Source organism: Aeromonas sp. 102P (assembly GCF_051920345.1).
Taxonomy (GTDB): domain Bacteria; phylum Pseudomonadota; class Gammaproteobacteria; order Enterobacterales; family Aeromonadaceae; genus Aeromonas; species Aeromonas veronii.
This window is the reverse complement of the sequence record NZ_JBQBCZ010000001.1, coordinates 508,916-532,036: the sequence shown is the minus strand read 5'-3', so window position 1 is coordinate 532,036 and position 23,121 is coordinate 508,916. Positions and strand designations below refer to the sequence as shown.

The 23,121-nt window shown below is 59.2% G+C and carries 23 protein-coding genes; 9 read left to right on the top strand and 14 right to left on the bottom strand.

The genetic code is table 11. From position 1 onward, the window contains the following. Positions 1-33: 33 nt before the first annotated feature. Positions 34-795, top strand: a complete 762-nt coding sequence (locus tag ACTG1K_RS02580; protein ID WP_425857317.1) for a class I SAM-dependent methyltransferase — start codon at positions 34-36, stop codon at positions 793-795. 70 nt (positions 796-865) lie between these two features. On the opposite strand, the gene ACTG1K_RS02575 is transcribed toward ACTG1K_RS02580, so the two are convergent. Genes ACTG1K_RS02575 through rhlB form a run of 3 tightly spaced genes read right to left on the bottom strand, consistent with a single transcriptional unit; the run spans position 866 to position 3,942 of the window. Then, entirely contained in the window at positions 866-1,120 is a 255-nt protein-coding gene (locus ACTG1K_RS02575) for a Rho-binding antiterminator (RefSeq protein WP_139444414.1), read from the bottom strand. Between the two features lie 30 nt (positions 1,121-1,150). Further along, positions 1,151-2,641, bottom strand: coding sequence for a guanosine-5'-triphosphate,3'-diphosphate diphosphatase (gppA, locus tag ACTG1K_RS02570; protein WP_021229247.1), 1,491 nt, complete (start codon positions 2,639-2,641; stop codon positions 1,151-1,153). 11 nt (positions 2,642-2,652) lie between these two features. Next, a complete protein-coding gene (rhlB, locus tag ACTG1K_RS02565; protein WP_005339414.1) occupies positions 2,653-3,942 on the bottom strand; it encodes an ATP-dependent RNA helicase RhlB in 1,290 nt (429 codons plus the stop codon). A 113-nt stretch (positions 3,943-4,055) separates the two neighbouring features. Here rhlB and trxA point away from each other — a divergent pair, with 113 nt between their 5' ends. The 6 genes from trxA to ACTG1K_RS02535 all read left to right on the top strand — a co-directional run bounded on the left by trxA (position 4,056) and on the right by ACTG1K_RS02535 (position 10,532). Then, a complete protein-coding gene (gene trxA, locus ACTG1K_RS02560; protein ID WP_005339416.1) occupies positions 4,056-4,382 on the top strand; it encodes a thioredoxin TrxA in 327 nt (108 codons plus the stop codon). Between the two features lie 204 nt (positions 4,383-4,586). Beyond that, positions 4,587-5,852 carry a transcription termination factor Rho gene (gene rho, locus ACTG1K_RS02555; protein ID WP_005339417.1) on the top strand — a complete coding sequence of 422 codons (1,266 nt, stop codon included), beginning with the start codon at positions 4,587-4,589 and terminating at the stop codon, positions 5,850-5,852. Between the two features lie 108 nt (positions 5,853-5,960). Next, positions 5,961-6,953 (top strand): hypothetical protein, encoded by a 993-nt coding sequence (locus ACTG1K_RS02550; RefSeq protein ID WP_440004774.1) that lies wholly within the window; start codon positions 5,961-5,963, stop codon positions 6,951-6,953. A gap of 33 nt (positions 6,954-6,986) precedes the next feature. Further along, positions 6,987-8,456 carry a 4-hydroxy-3-polyprenylbenzoate decarboxylase gene (ubiD, locus tag ACTG1K_RS02545; protein WP_440004773.1) on the top strand — a complete coding sequence of 490 codons (1,470 nt, stop codon included), beginning with the start codon at positions 6,987-6,989 and terminating at the stop codon, positions 8,454-8,456. 146 nt (positions 8,457-8,602) lie between these two features. Next, positions 8,603-9,301, top strand: a complete 699-nt coding sequence (gene fre, locus ACTG1K_RS02540; RefSeq protein WP_425857295.1) for an NAD(P)H-flavin reductase — start codon at positions 8,603-8,605, stop codon at positions 9,299-9,301. A 217-nt stretch (positions 9,302-9,518) separates the two neighbouring features. Further along, on the top strand, positions 9,519-10,532 hold the full coding sequence (locus ACTG1K_RS02535) for a GGDEF domain-containing protein (protein ID WP_158114354.1): 1,014 nt from the start codon (positions 9,519-9,521) through the stop codon (positions 10,530-10,532). A 54-nt stretch (positions 10,533-10,586) separates the two neighbouring features. Here the strand turns inward: ACTG1K_RS02535 and ubiK are convergent, their stop codons facing one another. The 8 genes from ubiK to ACTG1K_RS02495 all read right to left on the bottom strand — a co-directional run bounded on the left by ubiK (position 10,587) and on the right by ACTG1K_RS02495 (position 17,209). Then, positions 10,587-10,844 carry a ubiquinone biosynthesis accessory factor UbiK gene (ubiK, locus tag ACTG1K_RS02530; RefSeq protein WP_005339429.1) on the bottom strand — a complete coding sequence of 86 codons (258 nt, stop codon included), beginning with the start codon at positions 10,842-10,844 and terminating at the stop codon, positions 10,587-10,589. Positions 10,845-10,985: 141 nt separating this feature from the next. After that, complete coding sequence (gene glpG, locus ACTG1K_RS02525; protein WP_440004772.1) at positions 10,986-11,819, bottom strand: rhomboid family intramembrane serine protease GlpG; 834 nt, start codon at positions 11,817-11,819, stop codon at positions 10,986-10,988. Next, the gene (glpE, locus tag ACTG1K_RS02520; protein ID WP_021229253.1) at positions 11,816-12,139 is read right to left on the bottom strand and encodes a thiosulfate sulfurtransferase GlpE; all 324 of its coding nucleotides are present in this window, start codon (positions 12,137-12,139) and stop codon (positions 11,816-11,818) included. The genes glpG and glpE overlap by 4 nt, the downstream gene beginning before the upstream one ends. Positions 12,140-12,261: 122 nt before the next feature. Next, positions 12,262-12,963 (bottom strand): ABC transporter ATP-binding protein, encoded by a 702-nt coding sequence (locus ACTG1K_RS02515; RefSeq protein WP_005342433.1) that lies wholly within the window; start codon positions 12,961-12,963, stop codon positions 12,262-12,264. A gap of 10 nt (positions 12,964-12,973) precedes the next feature. After that, positions 12,974-13,747, bottom strand: coding sequence for a high-affinity branched-chain amino acid ABC transporter ATP-binding protein LivG (gene livG / locus ACTG1K_RS02510; RefSeq protein WP_005357323.1), 774 nt, complete (start codon positions 13,745-13,747; stop codon positions 12,974-12,976). Further along, positions 13,744-15,012, bottom strand: a complete 1,269-nt coding sequence (locus ACTG1K_RS02505; protein ID WP_005355922.1) for a high-affinity branched-chain amino acid ABC transporter permease LivM — start codon at positions 15,010-15,012, stop codon at positions 13,744-13,746. Before ACTG1K_RS02505 ends, livG begins: the two co-directional genes overlap by 4 nt. Before the next feature lie 82 nt (positions 15,013-15,094). After that, complete coding sequence (gene livH, locus ACTG1K_RS02500) at positions 15,095-16,021, bottom strand: high-affinity branched-chain amino acid ABC transporter permease LivH (RefSeq protein WP_110304535.1); 927 nt, start codon at positions 16,019-16,021, stop codon at positions 15,095-15,097. A 66-nt stretch (positions 16,022-16,087) separates the two neighbouring features. Beyond that, positions 16,088-17,209 (bottom strand): branched-chain amino acid ABC transporter substrate-binding protein, encoded by a 1,122-nt coding sequence (locus tag ACTG1K_RS02495; protein WP_005339442.1) that lies wholly within the window; start codon positions 17,207-17,209, stop codon positions 16,088-16,090. 434 nt (positions 17,210-17,643) lie between these two features. On the opposite strand from ACTG1K_RS02495, the gene ACTG1K_RS02490 reads away from it, so the two are divergent. After that, the gene (locus ACTG1K_RS02490; protein ID WP_005355925.1) at positions 17,644-18,648 is read left to right on the top strand and encodes a substrate-binding domain-containing protein; all 1,005 of its coding nucleotides are present in this window, start codon (positions 17,644-17,646) and stop codon (positions 18,646-18,648) included. A 128-nt stretch (positions 18,649-18,776) separates the two neighbouring features. Here the strand turns inward: ACTG1K_RS02490 and ACTG1K_RS02485 are convergent, their stop codons facing one another. Genes ACTG1K_RS02485 through ACTG1K_RS02475 form a run of 3 tightly spaced genes read right to left on the bottom strand, consistent with a single transcriptional unit; the run spans position 18,777 to position 20,462 of the window. Then, the gene (locus ACTG1K_RS02485) at positions 18,777-19,430 is read right to left on the bottom strand and encodes a DUF799 domain-containing protein (protein WP_425857301.1); all 654 of its coding nucleotides are present in this window, start codon (positions 19,428-19,430) and stop codon (positions 18,777-18,779) included. After that, positions 19,427-19,780: a DUF4810 domain-containing protein gene (locus ACTG1K_RS02480; protein WP_050498494.1), complete on the bottom strand. Its 354-nt coding sequence runs from the start codon at positions 19,778-19,780 to the stop codon at positions 19,427-19,429. Before ACTG1K_RS02480 ends, ACTG1K_RS02485 begins: the two co-directional genes overlap by 4 nt. Before the next feature lie 10 nt (positions 19,781-19,790). Next, positions 19,791-20,462 carry a CsgG/HfaB family protein gene (locus ACTG1K_RS02475; RefSeq protein WP_042054701.1) on the bottom strand — a complete coding sequence of 224 codons (672 nt, stop codon included), beginning with the start codon at positions 20,460-20,462 and terminating at the stop codon, positions 19,791-19,793. 374 nt (positions 20,463-20,836) lie between these two features. Between ACTG1K_RS02475 and ACTG1K_RS02470 the strand changes: the two genes are divergently transcribed. Next, a complete protein-coding gene (locus ACTG1K_RS02470; RefSeq protein ID WP_440004771.1) occupies positions 20,837-23,101 on the top strand; it encodes a methyl-accepting chemotaxis protein in 2,265 nt (754 codons plus the stop codon). The last annotated feature ends 20 nt before the right edge of the window (positions 23,102-23,121 follow it).

Genomic DNA, 23,121 nt, shown 5'->3' with positions numbered 1-23,121 from the left:
GCCGCTTCTGTACGTGCCATGAGTCTGTCTCCTATGCCCCATATTCAGGTTTTCAGTGAAGTCCCCGCCCGTGATGGCGAGCTCGACGCCCTGCGTTTACGCCTTGCCGACGTGGAGTTTCCGGCTCCGTTTGCGCTGGTACTGACTGAAGAGAGACTGGAACTGCGCAAGCTGGACGAGCCCAAGCTGGGTGCCGTCTATGTGGACTTCGTGGAAGGGGCGGTGGCGCATCGTCGCAAGTTTGGTGGTGGTCGCGGCCAGTCCATCGCCAAGGCGGTGGGGCTCAAGGCCGGTGCCACACCGACCGTGGTGGATGCCACTGCCGGTCTGGGGCGCGACGCCTTCGTGCTCGCCTCCCTCGGTTGCAAGGTGACCCTGATCGAACGCAGCCCTGTGGTGGCTGCTCTGTTGCAGGACGGGCTGGCGCGGGCGGCACAGGATCCTGAGATTGGCCCCTGGGTCAGCGAGCGGATGCTCCTGCTGCAAGGCCCGGCGGTGGACAACTTGCTGGCGCTGCCGGAGCGGCCCGAGGTGATCTACCTCGACCCCATGTTCCCGCACAAGCAGAAGTCGGCGCTGGTAAAAAAAGAGATGCGGGTGTTCCAGTCGCTGGTAGGGCCGGATCTCGATGCGGATGTCTTGTTGCCTGCCGCGCTCAAGATGGCTGAGAAGCGGGTGGTGGTGAAGCGGCCGGATTACGCCGGCTGGCTCAACGAACAGAAGCCCAGCATGGCTATCGAGACCAAGAGCAACCGCTTCGATGTCTATGTGATGGCGGCGCTGGCGGCGAGTTAACGGCCGGTGCGAGCCGCAGATGCAAAAAGGAGGGCCAACGTCATGTTGGCCCTCCTTTTTCGTATTGGATTCAGTTGGTTGGCGCGAAGCGGATCAGCTTTTCTTCCCCTTGCCAGTTCAGGCGCAGGGTCGCCAGTTCTGCCAGACTGAGCCGCTCGCCACTGTGCAGCAGCAGATACTCGACCCCTTCGCTGGCTTCGATAGTGCGGATCTTGTCATCCCATTGGTGATCATCGCGGCTGGTGAGGGTCACCGGCAGTTGCCAGCTGGCAGCAATTTCGAGCCAGTCGTAGAGATCGCAGCTGATGGGTTGATAATCCGGCATGATCGGCTCCAAAACAGCCAGGTTGCTGAGTCAGGCTTCCTGTACGCGGGTCGGCCAGCCCATCTTCTGCTGGCGTTCTACTTCAAAGCGCAGCTCGCTGGCGCGCAGGTAGTGTTCATCCATCCAGCCCTTGGGCAGGGTCAGGGTCAGTGACTCCTCTTCTGCCTGCAGGGTGAAGCTGGGCACTGTGCCCTGGGTGCGGCGCATGCAGAGGATCAGCGCGATGCGCAGGATACGGGCCAGCCGGATCGCCTGACGACCGGTGACTGCACCCTGTTTCTCCAGCGGTTCCAGCTTGAATTCGTCCCGCTGGTTGAACAGCAGGGCCGACAACAGCTTCTTTTGCGCGGGAGTAAAGCCCGGCATGTCGATGTTGTCGATGATGTAGGCGGCGTGTTGCGGCGCCTTCTTGTACTCGATACAGAGGCCGATCTCGTGCAGCAGGGCCGCATAACGCAAAATCGGGCGACCGTAGCGTTTTGAGAGTCGCCAGGCCGGTTGCAGCTGGTTGAACGCCTCGACGGCGGTATCGCGTACTCGTTCGGCGTGCTCTTTATCCAGCTGATAGCGGCTGATCAGGCTGTCGGCGGTACGATCCCGGGCATCACAGTCGTGATTGTTGCCCAGCAGACCGTAGATCAGTCCTTCACGCAGGGCGCCCCCCGCGAGGGTCATGCTCTCGATATCGAGGGTTTCGAAGATGGCGATCAGGATGGCGAGGCCGGAGGGGAACACGGTCAGCCGCTCGGCCGCCAGCCCTTCCAGTTGCAGCCGGTCGAGCTTGCCGCAGGCGATGGCCTGACCCATCAGCTCCTGCAGTTTCGGCAGGGTGACCCGTTCGCTCTTCCCTTGCGCCAGCATGATCTCTTGCAGCGCCTGCACCGTGCCGGAGGCGCCAACGCAGGTACGCCAGCCGAGGATGCGGTAATCTTCCGCCACCTTCTCCAGCACCGCCTTGGCGGCAGCAATCGCCTGCTCGAAACGGGCTTCAGAGAGCTCGCCATCACCAAAGTGATTGTTGAGCCAGGTGACGCAGCCCATGTGCAGGCTGTTGAGCAGTTTTGCTTCGCTATGTTCGCCGATCACCAGTTCGGTGCTGGCACCGCCGATGTCGATCACCAGCCGGTTGCCTTCCCCGGCAGAGGTCCAGGAGACCCCTTCATAGATGGTCTTGGCCTCTTCCTCGCCCGAGATGATCTCGATGCTGTGGTTGAGTACCCGTTCCGCTTCGCTGAGGAACTCATCGACGTTGGTGGCAAGCCGCAAGGTTGCGGTGCCCACCACCCGGATGTTGTCGGCCGGAATGTCCTGCAACTGTTCGGAGAAGAGACGCAAACAGTCCCAGCCCCGCTCCATGGCGGCACGGCTGAGACGAAATTCCGGATCGAGCCCGGCTGCGAGGCGAACCTTGCGCTTGACCTTGGCGACGGTGCGCAGGGCACCGGCGACCTCGCGCACCACCAGCATATGAAAGCTGTTGGAGCCGAGGTCGATGGCGGCATAGAGAGGCGAGTTGTGCAACGGGCCTGTCCTTAGCTCTTGCGCGGCGGACGACGACGGTTGTTGCTGTTGCCACCGCCCTGACGATCCCGCATGTTGCGGTTCACCGGCTGACGGTTGCGGAACACCCGTTTCGGCGGGGTCACATCATCCAGCAGCGCTTCGCGATCATATTTGCTGACCGGAATGGCGTGGTGGATGTACTCCTCGATGGCCGGCAGGTTGAAGGCATAGTCTTCACAGGCCAGGCTGATGGAGTGACCGCTCTTGCCGGCACGACCGGTACGACCGATACGGTGTACATAGTCTTCGGCGTCGTCGGGCAGGTCATAGTTGAAGACGTGGGTCACGTCAGGGATGTGCAGACCACGGGCGGCCACGTCGGTGGCGACCAGAATATCGAGCGCACCCTTGGTGAAATCCTCGAGGATCTTCATCCGCTTCTTCTGTGGCACATCACCGGTCAGCAGACCGACGCGATGGCCGTCGTTTTCCAGCCAGGCATGGACGTCTTCACAGACGTGCTTGGTGTTGGCGAAGACGATCGCTTTTTCCGGCCACTCCTCTTCCATCAGGGAGAGCAGCAGCAACATCTTGTCTTCATTGGAGGGGTAGAACAGCTCCTCCTTGATCCGCACGCCGGTCATCTGCTCCGGCTCTACCTGCACATGTTCCGGGTGGTTCATGTGTTCGTAGGCCAGCTCCTGCACACGCAGGGAGAGGGTGGCGGAGAAAAGCATGCTCAGACGCTCGGTCGCGGGCGGCATGCGGCGGAACAGGAAGCGGATGTCCTTGATGAAGCCCAGATCGAACATGCGATCCGCTTCGTCCAGTACCACGACCTGAATGTTGCTCAGATCGATCACCTTGGACTTGAAGTAGTCGATGATGCGGCCGGTGGTGCCGATCAGGATGTCGACGCCCTGCTCCAGCACGGCCAGCTGCTTGTCGTAACCTTCGCCACCGTAGGCGAGGCCGAGTTTCAGGCCGGTAGAGGCGGCGATGCTGTCGGCATCGTTATAGATCTGTACTGCCAGTTCCCGGGTGGGTGCCATGATGATGGCTCTGGGTTGATTAACCAGACGGGGCTTGGTCAGCGGGTGAGTCAGCAAATAGTTGAATGTCGCGGCCAGGAAGGCAATGGTCTTGCCGGTTCCTGTCTGGGCCTGACCGGCGAGGTCATGACCTTCTACCAGCAGTGGCAGAGACAGTGCCTGGATGGGCGTGCAATAGTGAAATCCCTTTGATTCCAGACCAGCCAGAACTTCGGGTTCGAGGCCCATTTGGGCGAATTTGTCGGTCGTTAAGTGTGTTTTGCTCATGGCGGTAGGTTATCAGGTTAGGCTTGCAATAATAAACAGGATCATTTCAAATAGGGCAACTATTGCCTTTGTTGATATGTCAATAAAGCCTTAATTACTGACTGGAGTTGGAGATGAGTGACAAGATTGTTCAGCTGAGCGATGCCAGCTTCGAGGCAGATGTAATCAAAGCCGATGGCGCCGTTCTGGTCGACTTCTGGGCCGAGTGGTGTGGTCCGTGCAAGATGATTGCCCCGATCCTGGAAGAAGTTGCCCAAGAGTACGAAGGTCGCGTGACCGTAGCCAAACTGAACATCGACCATAACTCTGATACTCCGCCCAAGTACGGCATTCGTGGTATCCCGACCCTCTTGCTGTTCAAGAATGGCGAAGTGGCAGCGACCAAGGTCGGTGCACTGTCCAAGACTCAGCTGAAAGAGTTCCTGGACGGCAACCTGTAATAATTAAAGAGGAGCGCATTGCAATAATGCGCTCCTTGTGTTTTATCACCTAGACGCTCATCCCGATTGGTGCTAGTTTATCGCTCGTTTGCTAACCTTTTTGCCTGACTCTTTGCTAACCACAGCCTGGCAATCAAATCCGATCAGCATCAATCCAGCAGACTGTCTCCTCATTTCAATCCTTGCTTACAGACTTTCACCACTATGAATCTGACTGAATTAAAGAACACTCCTGTGTCCGAGCTGGTCAAGCTTGGCGAATCCATGGGGTTGGAAAATCTGGCTCGGGCGCACAAGAAAGATATTATTTTTGCAATCCTCAAGGCGCACGCCAAGGGTGGTGAAGATATCTTTGGCGACGGTGTGCTGGAAATCCTGACCGATGGTTTCGGCTTCCTGCGCAGTGCAGACGGCTCCTATCTGGCAGGCCCTGACGATATCTACGTCTCCCCGAGCCAGATCCGCCGCTTCAACCTGCGTACCGGCGATACCATCTCCGGCAAGATCCGGCCACCGAAAGAGGGCGAACGCTACTTCGCACTGCTCAAGGTCAATGAGGTCAACTACGACCGCCCGGAAAACTCCCGCAACAAGATCCTGTTTGAAAACCTTACCCCCCTGCATGCCAACGAACGTCTGCGTATGGAACGGGGTAATGGCTCTACCGAAGATATCACCGCCCGTGTACTGGACCTGGCTTCCCCCATCGGTAAAGGCCAGCGTGGCCTGATCGTGGCGCCGCCCAAGGCCGGTAAGACCATGCTGCTGCAGAACATCGCCCAGAGCATCGCCTACAACCACCCGGACTGTGAACTGATCGTTCTGCTGATCGACGAGCGTCCGGAAGAAGTGACCGAGATGCAGCGCATGGTAAAAGGTGAAGTGATCGCTTCCACCTTTGACGAGCCTGCTTCCCGTCACGTTCAGGTTGCCGAAATGGTGATCGAGAAGGCCAAGCGCCTGGTCGAGCACAAGAAAGACGTGGTGATCCTGCTGGACTCCATCACCCGTCTTGCTCGCGCCTACAACACCGTTATCCCGTCATCCGGCAAGGTACTGACCGGTGGTGTGGACGCCAACGCCCTGCACCGTCCGAAGCGCTTCTTCGGCGCCGCGCGTAATGTTGAGGAGGGCGGCAGCCTGACCATCATCGCTACCGCGCTGATCGATACCGGTTCCAAAATGGACGAGGTTATCTACGAAGAGTTCAAGGGTACCGGCAACATGGAACTGCATCTCTCGCGCAAGATTGCCGAGAAGCGCGTCTACCCGGCTATCGACATCACCCGCTCAGGCACCCGTAAAGAAGAGCTGCTCACCTCAGGTGACGAGCTGCAGAAGATGTGGATCCTGCGCAAGATTGTCCACCCGATGGGCGAGATCGACGGTATCGAATTCCTCATCGACAAGCTGGCGATGACCAAGACCAACGACGAGTTCTTTGACGCCATGCGGCGCCAGCAGAAGTAAGTCCGGTCAGAAAATGACGAAACCGCGGCCCTGGTCGCGGTTTTTGTTTATCTGTTTTCCGGTCGCCCTAGTAGTATGAGATCCCGATGTCACATGGATGGAGACGTCATGAAGCCTGTTTTCTGGTTATTGCTGGGGTTGCTGAGTGCAATGCCAGCCTGCGCGCAAAGTGCTCCGATCGCGGTGGCAGCCGAGACGTTGCAGACTCACCAGCGCTATCTGGCGGGCCGTCTGCAGGAGGGGCAATTTGCAGCCATCGACTCTCTGCTGGCGACCCTGAGTCGCGAGCGGCGGGAGTTCCTGCTGTTGCAGCTGCTGCGGGATATTCCCGCTACCTCCCCTGCATCCCCTGCGTTGCAACAGTGGGTCGAGGCTCAGGCCGACAAGGCACCCGAGTGGCTCATGGAGCAGCAGGTCGACGGTTTTCTGGTGCAGCAACCTGTCTATGATTTTGCCGCGCAGGCCCGTCAGTTGCTGGGGGAGTGGCAGCTGCAATCACTGATGCAGCGCTATCGGCAGCAGCTTGCCCAGGGCAGCTTCCAGCTAAAGTCCATCTACTACAGCAGTAACCCCGATCTCGCCATGCAGCAGCAAGCCCTGTTGCTAGCCCTCGACACCTTGGCGCAACCGATCTGGATGCGGGAGGCGCAAGCGCTGGCCAGCCAGAATATCTATCTGCCCGACAATCACCTGTTGTTCCATCTGTTGCAGCGCACCGGCGAACCGGCGCTCTATAGCATGCTGTGGCGGCGGCCGGCAGATCAGGACGCGCTGCGCGCACTCTCCACCATTAACCGCTTTCATCACGGCAGTGCCGCAAGTGATCTGCTGATTGCCGCCAGTGGCAACGAGGGGTTGAAGGGAGCCGCCCTGCGGCAGCTGAGCGCACTCTCCCCCTTGCCGCCGCAAGCCCAGAAATACCTGCTGGCGGAACTCTCCAACCGTCAATACGGGGCGCTGGTGGCCGGTCTGTTGATGGAGGTGGACGAGCCCCAGCTGCTCTCTGCACTGGCCAGACGCCTCGGCCATCGTGACGTGCCACCCATTGCACCGAGTCTGCTACCCGATTCGGGTACACCCGATGGGCAGCCAGGGTTATAATGCGTGACCTCCTGAACCCGGTTGGGAACTTGCATGAAATACAAGGATTTGCGTGATTTCATCGCGCAGCTGGAACAAAACGGACAACTCAAGCGCATCACCCGCGAGATAGATCCCTATCTGGAGATGACCGAGATCAGCGATCGCACCCTGCGTGCGGGTGGCCCGGCTCTGCTGTTCGAAAATCCCAAAGGCTACACCATGCCGGTGCTGACCAACCTGTTCGGTACCCCTGATCGGGTTGCCATGGGCATGGGGCAGCCCGATGTGGGCGCCCTGCGTCAGGTCGGGGTCTGGCTCTCCTATCTCAAGGAGCCCGAGCCGCCCAAGGGATTCAAGGAGCTGATGGAGAAGCTGCCGATCTTCAAGCAGGTGCTCAACATGCCGACCAAGCGCCTTTCTTCCGCCCCCTGCCAGCAGGTGGTGCAGGAGGGAGATGCGGTCGATCTCGACCAGATCCCGATCCAGCACTGCTGGCCCGGCGATGTGGCGCCGCTGGTCACCTGGGGCCTCACCATCACCCGTGGCCCCTACAAGAAGCGGCAGAACCTCGGCATCTATCGCCAGCAGAAGATCGCCAAGAACAAGCTGATCATGCGCTGGCTCGATCATCGTGGCGGTGCCATCGATTTTCGCGAGTGGCAGGAGGCCCATCCCGGTGAGCGATTCCCGGTGGTGGTGGCACTCGGTGCCGATCCGGCGACCATCCTCGGCGCGGTGACGCCGGTGCCGGATACTCTCTCCGAATATGCCTTTGCCGGTCTGCTGCGCGGCAGCCGTACCGAAGTGATCAAGGCCATCAGCTGCGATTTGGAGGTGCCCGCCAGCGCCGAGATCGTGCTGGAAGGCTATCTTGAGCCGGGTGAGATGGCGCCGGAAGGCCCTTATGGCGACCACACCGGCTACTACAACGAGGTGGACGAGTTCCCGGTCTTCACCATCACCCACATCACCAAGCGGCGCGATGCCATCTATCACAGCACCTACACCGGCCGTCCGCCCGATGAACCGGCGGTGCTGGGTCTGGCGCTGAACGAGGTGTTCGTGCCGCTGCTGCAGAAGCAGTTCCCCGAGATTGTGGACTTCTATCTGCCGCCGGAGGGGTGCTCCTACCGGATGGCGGTGGTGACCATCAAGAAACGCTACCCGGGCCATGCCAAGCGGGTGATGCTGGGGGTCTGGTCCTTCCTGCGCCAGTTCATGTACACCAAGTTCGTGGTGGTGTGTGACGATGACGTCAACGCTCGCGACTGGAAGGATGTGATCTGGGCCATCACCACCCGGATGGACCCGGCACGGGACACCACCTTGATCGAGCACACCCCGATCGACTATCTGGACTTCGCCTCGCCGGTCTCCGGCCTCGGCTCCAAAATGGGGCTGGATGCCACCAACAAGTGGCCGGGCGAGACCAATCGGGAGTGGGGTCAGCCCATAGTGCAGGATGAGACAGTGAAGCAGAAGATCGATGCCATCTGGGATGAGTTGAATATCCTCGGTTGAGGCGAAAATGGCCCGTTTGCTGCAAAAATGGATGAGATCCGCAGCGATTTGGGTATCCTCGACGAATGGGGCCAGCAGTGCTGGTCATCACCTGACAGTGAAACAATGAGCGAAGCGGGTCGAGCGAACCCGCCACAAGGACAAGAATGCAACGTATCAAATGCCGCGTAGAGGAACTGCGCGAATATGTCGACACCATCTGGCATGTGGCCCTGACGCCGCAGCAAGAGGTCAGCTTCAAGCCGGGCCAGTATCTGCTGGTGGTGATGAGCGATTCGGACAAGCGTCCCTTCTCCATCGCCAACTCGCCGACCCGCCCGGGCGTGCTGGAGCTGCAAATCGGCGCCACTCCCGAGAACGCCTACGCCGGTCAGGTGCTGGCCCGCATGCGCGAGCAGGGGGAGATCGAGGTCGAATTGCCGGCTGGCAAGGCGTTCCTGCGCGATGAATCCCCCCGTCCGCTGATCCTGATGGCGGGCGGCACCGGTTTCTCTTACGCCCGCTCCATTCTGGAGTACCTGATCGACACGGGCAGCAAGCGTCCGGTGTTCTTCTACTGGGGGGTGCGTCAGGCGCACTGGCTCTATGAGCTGGAGCAGATGCAGCAGTGGGAGCGTGACTACGCGCCGCTCACCTTCATCCCGGTGGTACAGGAGCCAGAGAGTGACTGGAGTGGCCGTACCGGTCTGGTGCACAAGGCGATCATGGATGATTTCGTCAGTCTCCACGACTACGACATCTATGTCGCCGGCCGTTTCGAGATGGCGGGTGCCGCGCGGGAGGAGTTCAAGATCCTCGGCGCCGAGCCGGAGCGCATCTTTGGTGACGCCTACGAATTTATCTGACGGGATCCCCGTCTGGATGACGCAGCCCCCGGTTTTGCCGGGGGCTTTTTTTTGTGGCTGCCGCAGTACCGGATCGCCCAGAATGGTTGGATTATCGCGGCGTTATCCCATTATTTTTCAATATTTTGACTATGAATGGCTACTAATCAAACGTAGCTGATGGCATCTTTGTGAGAGATTGACAAGAGCATCCATAGAGCAAGCACAAGGAGGCGCAGTGTTGAGTGAAGAGGGCAGGGCATCTGCGGAGGATGACAGGGGAGAGACCGGCTCTGTCGAGCGGGTCGCAACACTGATCCCGTCCCCTCATGGCGGTGAAATGGCCCGTTTGCAGGCAGAGATCGCCGCTTTGCAGCATGAAAACGGCCTGTTGCAGGAGAAGCTCAATGCCGCCCTCGATGGCACCGGCATCTGTCTCTGGCAGGGCACCATTCCCACCGGCGAGCTGCGGGTATTCAACCTGCAGAACTTTCAGGCCGGTGACATGGCCCCTCATTTCGATCAGTGGAGCGCCAAGCTCCATCCCGACGATCGCGCCCATGCCATGGGCAGCTACTTTGCCCATCTTGAGGGGAAAACCCCCTTCTATGAAGCCGAATACCGCACCATCAACCCGCAAGGCGAGGTCACCTGGCTGTGGGATAGGGGACGGGTCGTCGATCGGGATGGCGATGGCAAGCCGCTGCGGATCATGGGTTCCCATATCGATATCACCCAGCGCAAAGCCTATGAACAGAGGCTGGCCGAGCGAGCCAACAGCGATGCCCTGACCGGCCTGCTCAACCGGCAGGGGTTTGGCAAGGCGTTTGCTCAGCAGCAACATGACGGAGCAGGAGCGCTGCTCTTTATCGATCTGGATGATTTCAAGGGGATCAATGACCAGCTGGGCCACGCCTGCGGCGATCTGGTGTTGCAGCAGATGGCGGACTGGCTGCGCCTTATTATGCCTGGCTCGGCGCTATGTGGCCGTTACGGCGGCGACGAGTTTGTAGTGCATCTGCACCGGGATGTGTCGAGCCATGGCCTGGCGCAACTGGCTGACGCCCTGATCAGCCGGATGCACGGCTATGTGCCCAAACCCGGTTGCCCGCAACGGGTGGGGCTGAGTATCGGCATCGCCCTGTGGGAGGAGGAGCCATTGAGCTTCCGACAGGCGCTGGAGGTGGCCGACAGGGCCATGTATGAGGCCAAGGCGCGCGGCAAGCGAGCCTGGTATCTGCTTCAGGTGTGATGTTTTTTACAGGTTCAATACAAAGCAAAAACCCCAGCCGAGCTGGGGTTTTCGTTATTCGCCTTTGGCGCCGAGCTGCTGCTCGAGCTGAGCCAGCTTGCTTTCGAGGGCGGCCAGTTTTTCACGGGTACGCAGCAGCACCTTGGTCTGCACGTCGAACTCTTCGCGGCTGACCAGATCCAGCTTGCCCAACTGGGCTTGCAGTACCTGACGCATCTTCTTCTCGGCCTCTTCACCCATGCTGCGAATGCCGGGCGGCAGGGAGTTGTGCACCTGCTTGGCGATCTCTTCCAGTTTCTTCGGGTCGATCATGATGTCCTCCTTAAGCGTTGGCGGACATTCTACCGACAATTACCTCACTTTGCCGAGATCGCGGCGGCTTTTTACCATTTGTGCTGGCAAGCAAACGCCGCCCTTCGGGGCGGCGTTCTCGTTTCTGCAACTGCTGAAAAATCAGGTCGGCTGGTGGTTGCGATCCAGCCAGCCTTGCAGCAGGCCGACCAGCAGGCCGGTCAGGTGGGCGATGTTGGCGGTGCTGGTGCCGAGCATGTCGAAGAAGCCGAGCACCATCCAGAACAGCATAAAGCCCATCAGCGCCGGCGGCAGAGTCAGGCCGCAGGCCGGTTGCAGCTTGCTGCGCAGCCAGCAGTAGCCGAGCAGGGCATAGACCACGCCGGAGAGGCCGCCAAACAGCGGGCCGCTGGCAAAGAACTCGGCGATATTGGGCAGGGCGGCGCCCACCAGCAGCAGGATCAGCAACTTGCCGCTGCCAAGGCGCTGCTCGATCTGGCCGCCGAGATACCACCACCAGAGCAAGTTGAACACCAGATGGAGCACCGAGAAGTGGATCAGGGCGGGGGTGAAATAACGCCATGCCTGCCAGTCGGTGAACTGGGCAAGCGTCGGGTGGAATGCCAGTTCATCGTAGATTGGCAGGCCGATGGCCTCGATCCCGTAGATGGCGAGACAGGCGATGATGGCCACCAGCGTCAGTGGCCCCGCCTGATGGAGGAAATCTGTGATGGGATCCGTCATCCCCTTGCTGTAGTCGATACGGGCATCGGCGCGGCCGGATTGCCAGGAGGCTTCCATATAGCGCGGGTGGGCCGGCTCGGCCAGAAAGCGCTTCACCTCCAGCTGGGCCTGCGCGAGGCGCTGCTCGTCCGCCAGCCAGATGGTGACCCCCAGCTCGGACTGGGTCAGCTCGCAGGAGATCCCCAAGGTCGCCAGATAGTCCACCAGCGCCTGCGCCATGCGGGCGTTGTCGAGCACCAGCAGCTGAATCATGCCTCGCCTGCCTCGATGGGAAACTCCCGGCGCCACGCTTCGAAACCGCCATCCAGACTGTAGACCTCGTCATAACCCTGTTGCAGCAGGTATTGGGCCGCCCCTTGACTGCTGTTGCCGTGATAGCACATCACGATGACCGGGGTATCGAAATCCACTTCGTTCATAAAGCGCACCAGGGTGCCGTTGGTGAGGTGGAAGGCGCCGACCGCGTGGGCCGCTTCAAAGGATTGCGGGTCGCGAATATCCACCAGACGGGCTTCACCCGCGCTCAGTTTCTGGTGGGCATCATGGGCACTGATATGGGCAAACTGGTCCATCGGGATGTCCTGCGAATAGGTTGATTACGGGCCAGTGTACCGCAAGCTTGGGCGCAAACTAACCCCACAAAAGATAAGGGAGCCTGCGGCTCCCTTGTCGATATGGCATGCTGGTCAGTGGGTTAACCGCCCAGATAGGCCTGCCGCACCGCCGGGTTGGCCAGCAGGGCGGCTCCTGTGTCTTGCAGCACCACGTGGCCGTTCTCCAGCACATAGCCGCGGTCGGCCAGCTTGAGCGCTTGGTTGGCGTTCTGCTCCACCAGAAAGATGGTCATCCCCTTTTGCCGCAACTGTTCGATGGTGTCGAAGATCTGCTGGATGACGATGGGGGCCAGCCCCAGCGAGGGTTCATCCAGCAGCAGCAGGCGCGGTTTGCTCATCAGGGCGCGGCCGATGGCCAGCATCTGCTGCTCGCCGCCAGACATGGTGCCCGCCCGTTGTTGCAGGCGCTCGTGCAGGCGCGGGAACAAGGTAAACACCTGATCCAGCAGGCCATGCTGCTCGGCCTTGTCGACGAAGAAGGCGCCCATCAGCAGGTTCTCCTCCACCGTCAGGCGGGCGAAGATGCGACGCCCCTCCGGCACCACGGCGATATCCTTGCGCATGATCCGGGCGGTGGTGAGGGAGCTGATCTGTTCCCCCTCAAACCAGATGGAGCCGCTGCTGGGCTTGGGTTCGCCGCAGAGGGTCATCAGCAGGGTGGTTTTGCCGGCGCCGTTGGCACCGATCAGGGTGACGATTTCCCCCTCTTTCACCTCGACGCTGACATCGTGCAGTGCCTGAATTTTGCCGTAGTGGGTCGATACGTTGCGAAGTTCTAACATCTTTTTGTCCTTACGACTCGCCCAGATAGGCCTTGATCACTGCCGGGTTGTTACGGATCTCATCCGGCTTGCCATGGGCCAGCGGGGTGCCCTGGCTGACCACGAAGATACGGTTGGAGATGCCCATCACCAGCTTCATATCGTGTTCGATCAGCAGCACCGAGACCCCGAATTCGTCCCGCAGGCTCATGATGAGCTCATCCAGCTCGTCGGTCTCCTTCGGGTTGAGGCCGGCAGCCGGTTCGTCCAGCATCAGCAGCTCGGGACGGGTCGCCATGCAGCGGGCGATCTCGAGGCGGCGCTGCTGACCGTAGGCCAGATTACCGGCGGCGCGGTTGGCGAGATCCTTGAGGCCCACTTTATCCAGCCAGAAGGCGGCCCGCTCCAGCCCCTCCTGCTCCGCCCGGCGGAAGGCCGGGGTCTTGAACAGACCGGCGATAAAGCTGGTGTTGAGGTGCTGGTGCTGGGCAACCAGCAGGTTCTCCACCGCCGTCATCTCCTTGAACAGCCGCACGTGCTGGAAGGTACGCACAATCCCCTTGCGGGCGATGAGGTGGCCGGGCAGCCCCTGGATCTCCTCACCCTTGTAGCGGATGGTGCCGCCGCTCGGGCTGTAGAAGCCGGTCAGGCAGTTGAAGATGGTGGTCTTGCCTGCGCCGTTGGGGCCGATGATGGAGATCACCTCGCCCTTGTCGATATCCAGTTTTACTCCGTTGACGGCCAGCAGGCCCCCGAAGCGCATCGACAAATCAGAGACTTCCATTAACTTCTGATGTGTACTCATTTCTTCAACTCCAGATGCGGACGGGTCATCGGTAGCAATCCTTGTGGCCGCCAGATCATCATGAACACCATCAAGAGGCCGAACATCAGCATGCGGTACTCGTTGAATTCGCGGGCCAGCTCCGGCAGCACCGTCATCACGATGGCAGCCAGCACCACCCCGATCTGGGAGCCCATGCCACCCAGCACCACAATGGCGAGCACGATGGCCGACTCGATAAAGACGAAGGATTCCGGGCTGATAAAGCCCTGCCGTGAGGCAAAAAAGCTGCCGGCAAAGCCCGCGAAGGTAGCGCCTATGGTGAAGGCGGTCAGCTTGATGATGGTGGGGTTGAGCCCCAGCGATTTGCAGGCGATCTCGTCTTCCCGCAGCGCTTCCCAGGCGCGGCCCAGTGGCATCCGCAGCAGGCGGTTGATGACGAACAGGGTCACCACCACCAACACCAGCGCCATCAGGTAGAGGAAGATCACCTTGTGGTTGGCGTTGTAGGTAATGCCGAAGAAGTTATGGAAGGTATCAAAGCCCCCATCCTTGACGGTGCGGTTGAACTCCAGCCCCCCCAGCGTCGGCTTGGGGATGCCGGAGATGCCGTTCGGGCCGCCGGTCAGGGTGGTCATGTTGTTGAGCAGGATGCGGATGATCTCGCCAAAACCCAGGGTGACGATGGCCAGATAGTCCCCCCGCAGCCGCAGCACCGGGAAACCGAGCAGGAAGCCGAAGGTAGCGGCCATCAGCCCGGCGATGGGCAGGCACTCCCAGAAGCTCAGCCCGAAGTAGGTGTTGAGCAGGGCATAGCTGTAGGCACCGACCGCGTAGAAGCCGACATAGCCGAGATCGAGCAGGCCGGCGAGGCCGACCACCACGTTCAGCCCCAGCCCCAGCATGATGTAAATCAGGGTGAGGGTGGCGAGATCGATGGCGCCGCGAGAGGCCATAAAGGGCCAGCTCACTGCGAACAGCAGCACCAGCACGGCGGTGAGGTTATAGAGCTTGGGCGCCTCTTCCGGGCTCGGCAGCACCAGCTTGGTGAAGCCGACCGAGAAGCCGCTGATGGAGGCCTGAAACAGCTTGGCAATCTGGCCGCGCAGCATCTGGAACCAGAAAACGAGGGTGGCTCCCCCCAGCAGCCAGGCCAGCGACACATCGAGGCGGCTCACTACCTGCAGGCTGGAGCCATCGGTCTCCAGCTTGAAGCCGAGCAGCCAGAAAGAGAGCACCAGCAGCACCAGGCTGGCGATACAGGCGTGGATAAATTGATGTTTCATCACACTTTCTCCACTTCCGGACGGCCGAGAATGCTGCGTATGGACATAAACAGCAGCACGAGAGCATGCATAAATTGGCGTTTCATACCTTCTCGACCTCCGGACGACCCAGGATGCCAGTAGGCATAAAGAGCAGCACAAAAATGAGCAGGGCAAACGCCATCACATCCTTGTACTCGGTGCTGAGATAACCGGCGGTGAGCGCTTCAACCACGCCGAGCAGCAGGCCGCCCAGTACGGCGCCCGGAATGCTGCCGATACCGCCCAGCACTGCGGCAGTGAAGGCCTTCAGACCGGCCATAAAGCCTAGGTAGGGGTTGATGACGCCGTAATACATGCCGAGCAGCACCCCGGCGACGGCGGCCAGCGCGGCCCCCAGCACGAAGGTGATGGAGATGACTACATGGGTGTCGATGCCCAGCAGGTTGGCCATCTTGATATCTTCCGAACAGGCGCGGCAGGCGCGGCCCATGCGGGAGCGGCCGATGAACTGGGTCAGCGCCAGCATGGTGATGAAAGTCACCACGAAGATAATCAGCTGCATATAGGAGAGGCTGGCCTGAAAACCATCCTCACCCCCCAGGGTCCAGCCACCTGAGATCAGGCTGGGCATGGCGATATCCCGCGAGCCCTGCGCCATCCGCATCATGTTCTGAAGGAAGATCGACATGCCGATGGCGGAGATGAGGGGGATCAGCCGGTTGCCACCGCGCAGTGGCCGGTAGGCGACCCGCTCGATGCTCCAGCCATAGGTGCCGGTGATGATGATACTGACCAGGAAGGCGCCTCCCAGCAGTAGAAAGGTGCTGTCGATGCCCATCATCATGAGCCCCGCCATCACCATAAAAGCGACATAGGAGCCGATCATGTACACCTCGCCGTGGGCGAAGTTGATCATGCCGATGATGCCATAGACCATGGTGTAGCCAATGGCGATCAATGCATAGGTGCTGCCTATGGTTAATCCGTTCAGCAGCTGCTGAACCAGATAGAGGAAGTGTTCGGACATACTGCGTTCCCTGTACTTGCCCGCAAAGAGAGGAGGGGGTGAGCGTACTCACCCCCGATCGGCAGATTATTTGACTTGGCTGGAAGTACCGTCAGCGTGCCACTGGAACACACCGAATTCGAAGCCTTTCAGGTCACCGTTCGGAGCCCAGGTCAGGGGGCCCATCACGGTATCGATCGGCGCAGCCTTGATGGCGGCGGCAACGGCGGCCGGGTCATCTTCACCCGCCTTGGCGATACCGGCTGCCAGGGTTTGCACCGCGGCATAGGTAGTCCAGACGAACGGGCCGGAGGAGTCTTGACCCTTGGCTTTGAACGCTGCAACCAGCGGGGCGTTGGCCGGCACCAGATCGTATTTGTTCGGCAGGGTCACCAGCAGGCCTTCGGAAGCCGGGCCGCCGATGGCGGAGATATCCTTGTTACCCACCCCTTCCGGGCCCATGAACTTGGCTTTCAGCCCCTTCTCGCCAGCCTGACGCAGGATCAGACCCAGCTCAGGGTGATAGCCGCCGTAGTAGACGAAATCGACGTTCTCTTTCTGCAGCTTGGCGATCAGGGCGGAGAAGTCCTTGTCACCGGCGGTGATCCCTTCAAAGGCCACCACTTTCACGCCAGCCTTGTCGAGCGCCGCTTTGACGCTAGAGGCGATCCCTTCGCCGTACTGCTTCTTGTCGTGGATAACGGCCACGCGCTGGGGTTTGACCTGCTCGATGATGTATTTGGCGGCAGTCGGGCCCTGATCGCTATCCAGGCCGATGGTGCGCAGGGTCAGCTGGTAACCGCGCTCGGTGATCTTGGGGTTGGTGGATGCGGGGGTGACCATCAGGATCCCCTCGTCTTCATAGATGTCGGAAGCGGGCAGGGTGTTGTCGGAGCAGAGGTGGCCGACCACGAATTTGACGCCGTCATTCACCACCTTGTTGGCGACGGCCACCGCCTGCTTGGGATCGCAGGCATCGTCATAGACGACCGCTTCGATCTGCTTGCCATTGATGCCGCCAGCCTTGTTGATCTGCTCGACCGCCATCTTGCCGCCGGTGAACTGCATGTCTCCGTACTGGGCAACCGGGCCGGTGACCGGGCCTGCGATACCAATCTTGATGGTGTCTGCCGCGTGAGCGATGGAGATCGATCCAAACAGAGCCAAAGAAACCGCTGCGCCAACTGTGATTTTGCTCAACTTATGCATTGATTCGTCCCTTAATCAGTGGATTGTTTCATTTCCGTGTGCCATTCCGGATCTACATCCCGTGCATCCGGCTATAGGTATGGTTCTATCATTCCTCACGGGGCAATAACAAGCTGTTAAAGATACTAACCAGAGGGGGTTGGATGGGTGGATTTTGAAATAAATGACCTGTTATTTTCGGCTAATCAGAGCTTAATTTTGATTTGTTGACTTAACATCTTGGTAACGAGAGGCGATTCTGACAAACGCCAGAGGATTAATCTGGCGATATTTTACTCTGACAGCGCTCCCATTTTGACCAGAATCCATTTGCGCAAACAGAAATGAGCGCCTAAATTAGCCGGCATTGACAATTCCGTGGCAGAGCTCGTTAAAACCAAGCCTTTATTCGGGAAATCTGCTAATGTTCCGCCTTTGACAGTCAGGAGACAGAGATGGCCACTATCAAGGATGTCGCCTCGCGCGCAGGCGTATCCATCTCCACCGTCTCACATGTGCTCAACCACACTCGGCGGGTCAGCGAAGACGCGACCCAGAAAGTGATTGAGGCGGTGGCAGAACTCAACTACGCGCCCAACTCGGTAGCGCGCAGTCTTAAAATAAATTCGACCAAGACCATTGGTATGCTGGTGACCACCAGCGTCAACCCCTTCTTCGCAGAAGTGGTGCAAGGGGTTGAAGCGTACTGCTTCGAACAGGGCTACAGCCTGATCCTCTGCAACACCGAAAACCAGCCGCCTCGCCAACAGCATTACCTGAGAATGCTGATGGAAAAACGGGTGGATGGCCTGCTGGTATTGGGTACCGATATCGACACCCCGTTGCGTGACATGCTGCGCATCCACAAGAACGTGCCGCAGGTGGTACTGGATTGGGGCACGGAGTGCGATTTCGCCAACGTCATCAACGACAACGCCCGCATCGGCGCCCGCATGGCCGTTCGCCATCTGCTGGAGCTGGGGCACCGCGACATCGTCTGCATCACTGGCCAGCTCTCCAAGCCGACCACCCAGCAGCGACTGGACGGGGTACGTGATGCGCTGGGCGAGCACGGTCTGACCCTTAAAGATGAACAGGTCTTTGAAGGGGACTACGAGAGCCAGAGCGGCTTCGATGCCATGCAGCGCATCCTGGCCCTGCAACCTCGTCCGACTGCGGTCTTTGCCTTTGACGATCCCATGGCGATCGGCGCGATTTGCGCTGCCTGGGAAGCCGGAGTCAAGGTGCCGGACGATATCTCCATCATCGGCTACGACGATGTGGAGATGGCGCGCTTCTCCAGCCCGCCGCTGACCACCATCCGTCACCCGAAGGCCGAACTGGGCCAGCTGGCGGTGAAGCATCTGGTCAGCCGGATCCGCAACAAGGAGCTGGAAGTGGAGTCGATGACGGTACAGCCCGAGCTGATTGTCCGTCGCTCGGTCAAACCGCTGCGTTAATCCGCACCCGTTGCCAACACGAAAAACCCCCTCTGTCACGAGGGGGTTTTTGTTTTCGCAGGCTGGAGTACAAGAGGTTTTCCCCAAGCAACTCTGCTTATCCTCACTTCTGTCAGAAGCAGGAATGGTTATTTTTGTGTGTTGTATTTCGGTGAGTAGGGGCCATACAGGATGCCATTAGGCATACCTGCGCTTAGCAGTCTGAAACTGGTTATCCCTGCGATATCATGGCCCTTGTCCATCACAGTGTTGGTGATCTGGTCAACGACGGCGACGACCAGCATGCCAACCAAGCTACCACCACCATTGGACTTTTGCTCTGCGCTGGAAGCGCGGGCGGTACCTTCCCATATGGTTTTGCCGTTACGCAGGTCCACCAATTTTGCTTTCGCTGTCACGACTGTTTCACTCGAGACCACCATATAGCTGGTGCCATATTCGGTGATGTCCAGATAGAGCGCGGTATCAGCACCAAAAATCTGATGCAGTTTGCTGATGGGCAAAGAGTGGATATCTTCCGCAACAGTCATGCCGTTCTGACGGAAGGTTTCGTTGGTCAGTGAGACCGGGAAAACATAATAGCCAGACTCGGCCAGTGGCATGGTGCTCTGGGAGAGCAGGCTATTGCCGGCTTTAACATCTGGACTGTGGTTTACGGGAGGCAAAACCAGAATAGATGTAGGGTGACTTTCCCGAAATGCTGTGTAGTCATACGCAGCTTGTTGGGATGCGCAACCAGCCAGTAGCAGTGAGCCCATGATGGAAATCAGTAACTTTTTCATTTGGCTGCTCCTTGCTTCTGGGTGAGCAGAAAATTAATGAAAGTGGTTGATTCTGGGAAGAGTTGCTTCTCTTTCTCGAAGTGTTCCAGTGCGAGGTTGTCACGCCCTTGCTGGGCATAAAGCATGGCCAGATGAGCATGGAAACCGGGCGGCACCTTTTCCCCTTTGCCATTGGCTTCTTGCAGGTTTTTCTCAAGCCGATCGATCTGTTCACCGTTATCTTTTTCTTCAAGGTTCTGGTAGACCGAATCCTGATATTCACCCCAGTTGTACAGGGGCTTGGGTGGGGTCGCACAACCGTAGCTGAAGAGGGCAAAAGCCAGACAGAGTCCTTGACGCATTTTGTTCATTGATTCCCCCTTAGCGAGCCGGTTGCCAGGCACCGTTCTGGATGCCAGAGACCAGATTGTTTACGGCTTCACGAATCGCCAGGTCGAGCACCTTGCCATTGAGTGTGGAGTCATAATCGGCCGTGCCACCAAAACCGATAACTTCGCGGTTGGAAAGCTCGAATTCGCCTGCCCCTTGTGACGAGAAAACAACTTCTGACGTTTTGACATCGACGATGTTGAGGTTGACTTTGGCATAGGCGATCTGCGATTTACCCCTGCCGAGAATGCCAAACAGCTGATGATCTCCCACCGCTTTTCGACCAAATTCAGTGACATCGCCTGTGACGACGTAATCGGCGCCTTTCAGCGTCTGAGTCTCTTTCTTGAGCCCTGCTTCCGCTTGCAACTCTTCCATGTTGGCTCTATCCAGAACACTGAAACGGCCAGTTTGTTGCAGGTGGGTGATCAGGATTGTCTTGGCCTGGCTACCCAGGCGGTCGTTACCATCGGAGAATATACCGCGCATGTAGCTTGAGCGATTATCAAACTTGCCCACAGAAATGGGGCTGCGAGTGCCTTGGTATTGGGTCTGGTAAGAGGTCACTTTGGCAACTTCAAGTGTTCGGGAGGATTCGCTTGCACAACCCGCAAGTGTCAAGCTTGCTGCGATAGTCACAGCAACAATGTGATACTTTGTCATGACAGCCTTATTAAGTTTATGATTATTAATGTTTTTTTGTGGGGCCTGTATCGTATACCAACGAAGCTCCCAACGGAACCGTTTCAGCTGGAAGCCTTAATAAAACTCCTTGTTGTGCTTGCTAACCAAGGTGGGGGATTGAAGGGGGATCTCCAAATTATGCAGTGTGATCGTTGTGTTGGACTGAAAACTGTCAGTTTTATCCACCAAGACCCAATTCCAGCCCATATGATAAACATTCCCCCTATTTGACCCACCTCGCATTTTGCCTGTTAATCGTTTGATCAATATCAACAAAGGGTTAAGTTCTGATGGACTCCCGACTTAACCGTTCCATCCTGTAGGTTGGGTATGACTGTCAAGGATGGTGTCTTATGTTCCCCCCTCGCAAGCTGGGTCACCAGATCACGCTGCTGGCAATCGGCGGCATCGTATTGCTCGCCGTGGTGCTGCTTACCTTTAATCTGTTTGAAAATCGCCAGCGGGCGCTCGCGGCCGAGCAGGCTGCACTGCGGAGCCAGCTCCAGAACGTGGAAGCGGTGATCAAAAATACCAGCCATGAAACCGTGCTGGCGGCAACCCTGATCGCCCAGCGGCCGGATGCAGCCAGGGCTGTGGCCGACAAGGATTGGCAGACCCTCGCCAATCTGTTTGATCCGCTCTGGCCCGCCCTCAAGGCGCAGGGGATCCAGCAGTTTCACTTTCACATTCCCCCGGCTACTTCCCTTTATCGGGTACACAAGCCCGCAAATCATGGCGACGACCTCTCTACTACACGGTTGGCAGTGGTCGAGGTGAACCGCAATCATCAACCGGTCGGCGGGTTGGAGACCGGTCAGGGCGGCACCGGGATCCGCGGCGTAGTGCCGGTCACTTTCAATGGTCAGTCGGTCGGCTCGGTGGAGTTTGGCCGCGCCCTCGACACCTCGCTGTTTGCCGATCTGCTGGGCAAGGACAGTCGCCTTGCCATCTATCTGTTTGAACAGGGTAAACCCGTTATGCTGACTGGTACCTCCATGCTTGGTGAGTCGGTGGACTGGTATCAGGAGGTATTGGCGGGAGAGAGCCGCTTCACCACCATCAAGCAGCAGGGGAGCGATTTTCTGGTGATGGCGGCACCGTTGCGCGACTTCTCCGGCAAGGCGGTCGGGGTGATCGAGTTGGCGTGTGATCACAGTGAGGTTGCAGCCGCACTGGTACGCCAGAGCTGGCAGATGGTAATGATCGCGCTACTTGGCACCGCTCTGATTGCGGTGGCGCTGGTGCTGCTGCTGGCGCGTCTTAGCCGTCCGCTGCTCGACAGCGTCAAGGCGCTGGAGGCGCTGGCCAATGGCTCTGGCGATCTCGGCAGCAAGCTGCCGGTGGCGGGGCCGGAGGAGATCCGCCGGCTCGGGTCGGCGTTCAATGCCTTTGTTGCCAAGATCCGCGACACCATCAGCCAGCTCACCGCTACTCTGGGCGAACTGGCTGGCGAGAGTGAGCGGCTGTCGCGCAGTGCGGCGGGCAACCTTGGCAGCATGACGCGCCAGCAGGAGCAGACCACCCAGCTCGCCACCGCCATGACCGAGATGACCAGCACGGTACACGAGGTGGCCAACAACACGGCGCAGGCGGCCGAAGCGGCCAACGAAGCGGACAATCAGGCGGTCACCGGTGATGAGGTGGTGCAGCAGAGCGTCAACATGATCGAACAGCTGGCCGAGGAGATCGCCAGTGCGGGCAACACGGTGAAAGAGGTTGCCAAGGCCAGCGAGCAGATTGGCTCGGTGCTTGCGGTGATCCAGTCCATCGCCGAGCAGACCAACCTGCTGGCCCTCAACGCCGCCATAGAGGCGGCCCGGGCCGGGGAACAGGGGCGCGGTTTTGCGGTGGTGGCCGACGAGGTGCGCTCGCTGGCCGGGCGCACCCAGCACTCCACCGCCGAGATCCGCGGCACCATAGAGCAGTTGCAACGGGCGGTGGGCACCACGGTGACCCTGATCGAACACAGCGTCTCGCGAGCGGGGGAGTCGGTGGCGCGGGCCAATCAGGCGGGGGAAGCCCTCGGCCGGATCAAGGGGGCGGTCAACAGCATTCGCGACATGAACACCCAGATCGCCGCTGCCTCGGAGGAGCAATCCTCGGTGAGCGACGAGATCACCCGCAATATCGTCAGCGTCCACGAGATCTCCCAGGCCACCACGCTGGTGGCGCGGGATACCGCCCATATCGCCAGCCATGTGGCGACCCTGGTGGACAAGCTGGGGGATCTGGCCGGGCAGTTCCAGGATGGTTCCAACGTGCGGGTGGTGCTGAGTCGCGCCCGCGCCGCTCATATGGGCTGGAAGACCCGGGTGCGCGCCTATCTGGATGGGCAGGAGGGGCTGTCGCGCAGCGAGGCGGTCAGTGACAAGGAGTGCCGCCTTGGCCACTGGTACTTCAGCGAAGGGCAGGCATGCTGCGGCGATCAACCGGCCTTCAGGGCGATGGCTGCCCCCCACGCCAGATTGCATCAGGTAATCCAGCAGATTATCGAGCTGAAAAATCAGCACAAGCATGAAGAGGCGGAGGCTCTCTACCGCGAGATCGAGCAGAACTCAGAGCAGGTAGTGGGCTGCATCGATCAGCTGCTGCGGGAGATGACCAAGCCGGAGCGTTAATGACGAGCGGATCGGATAGC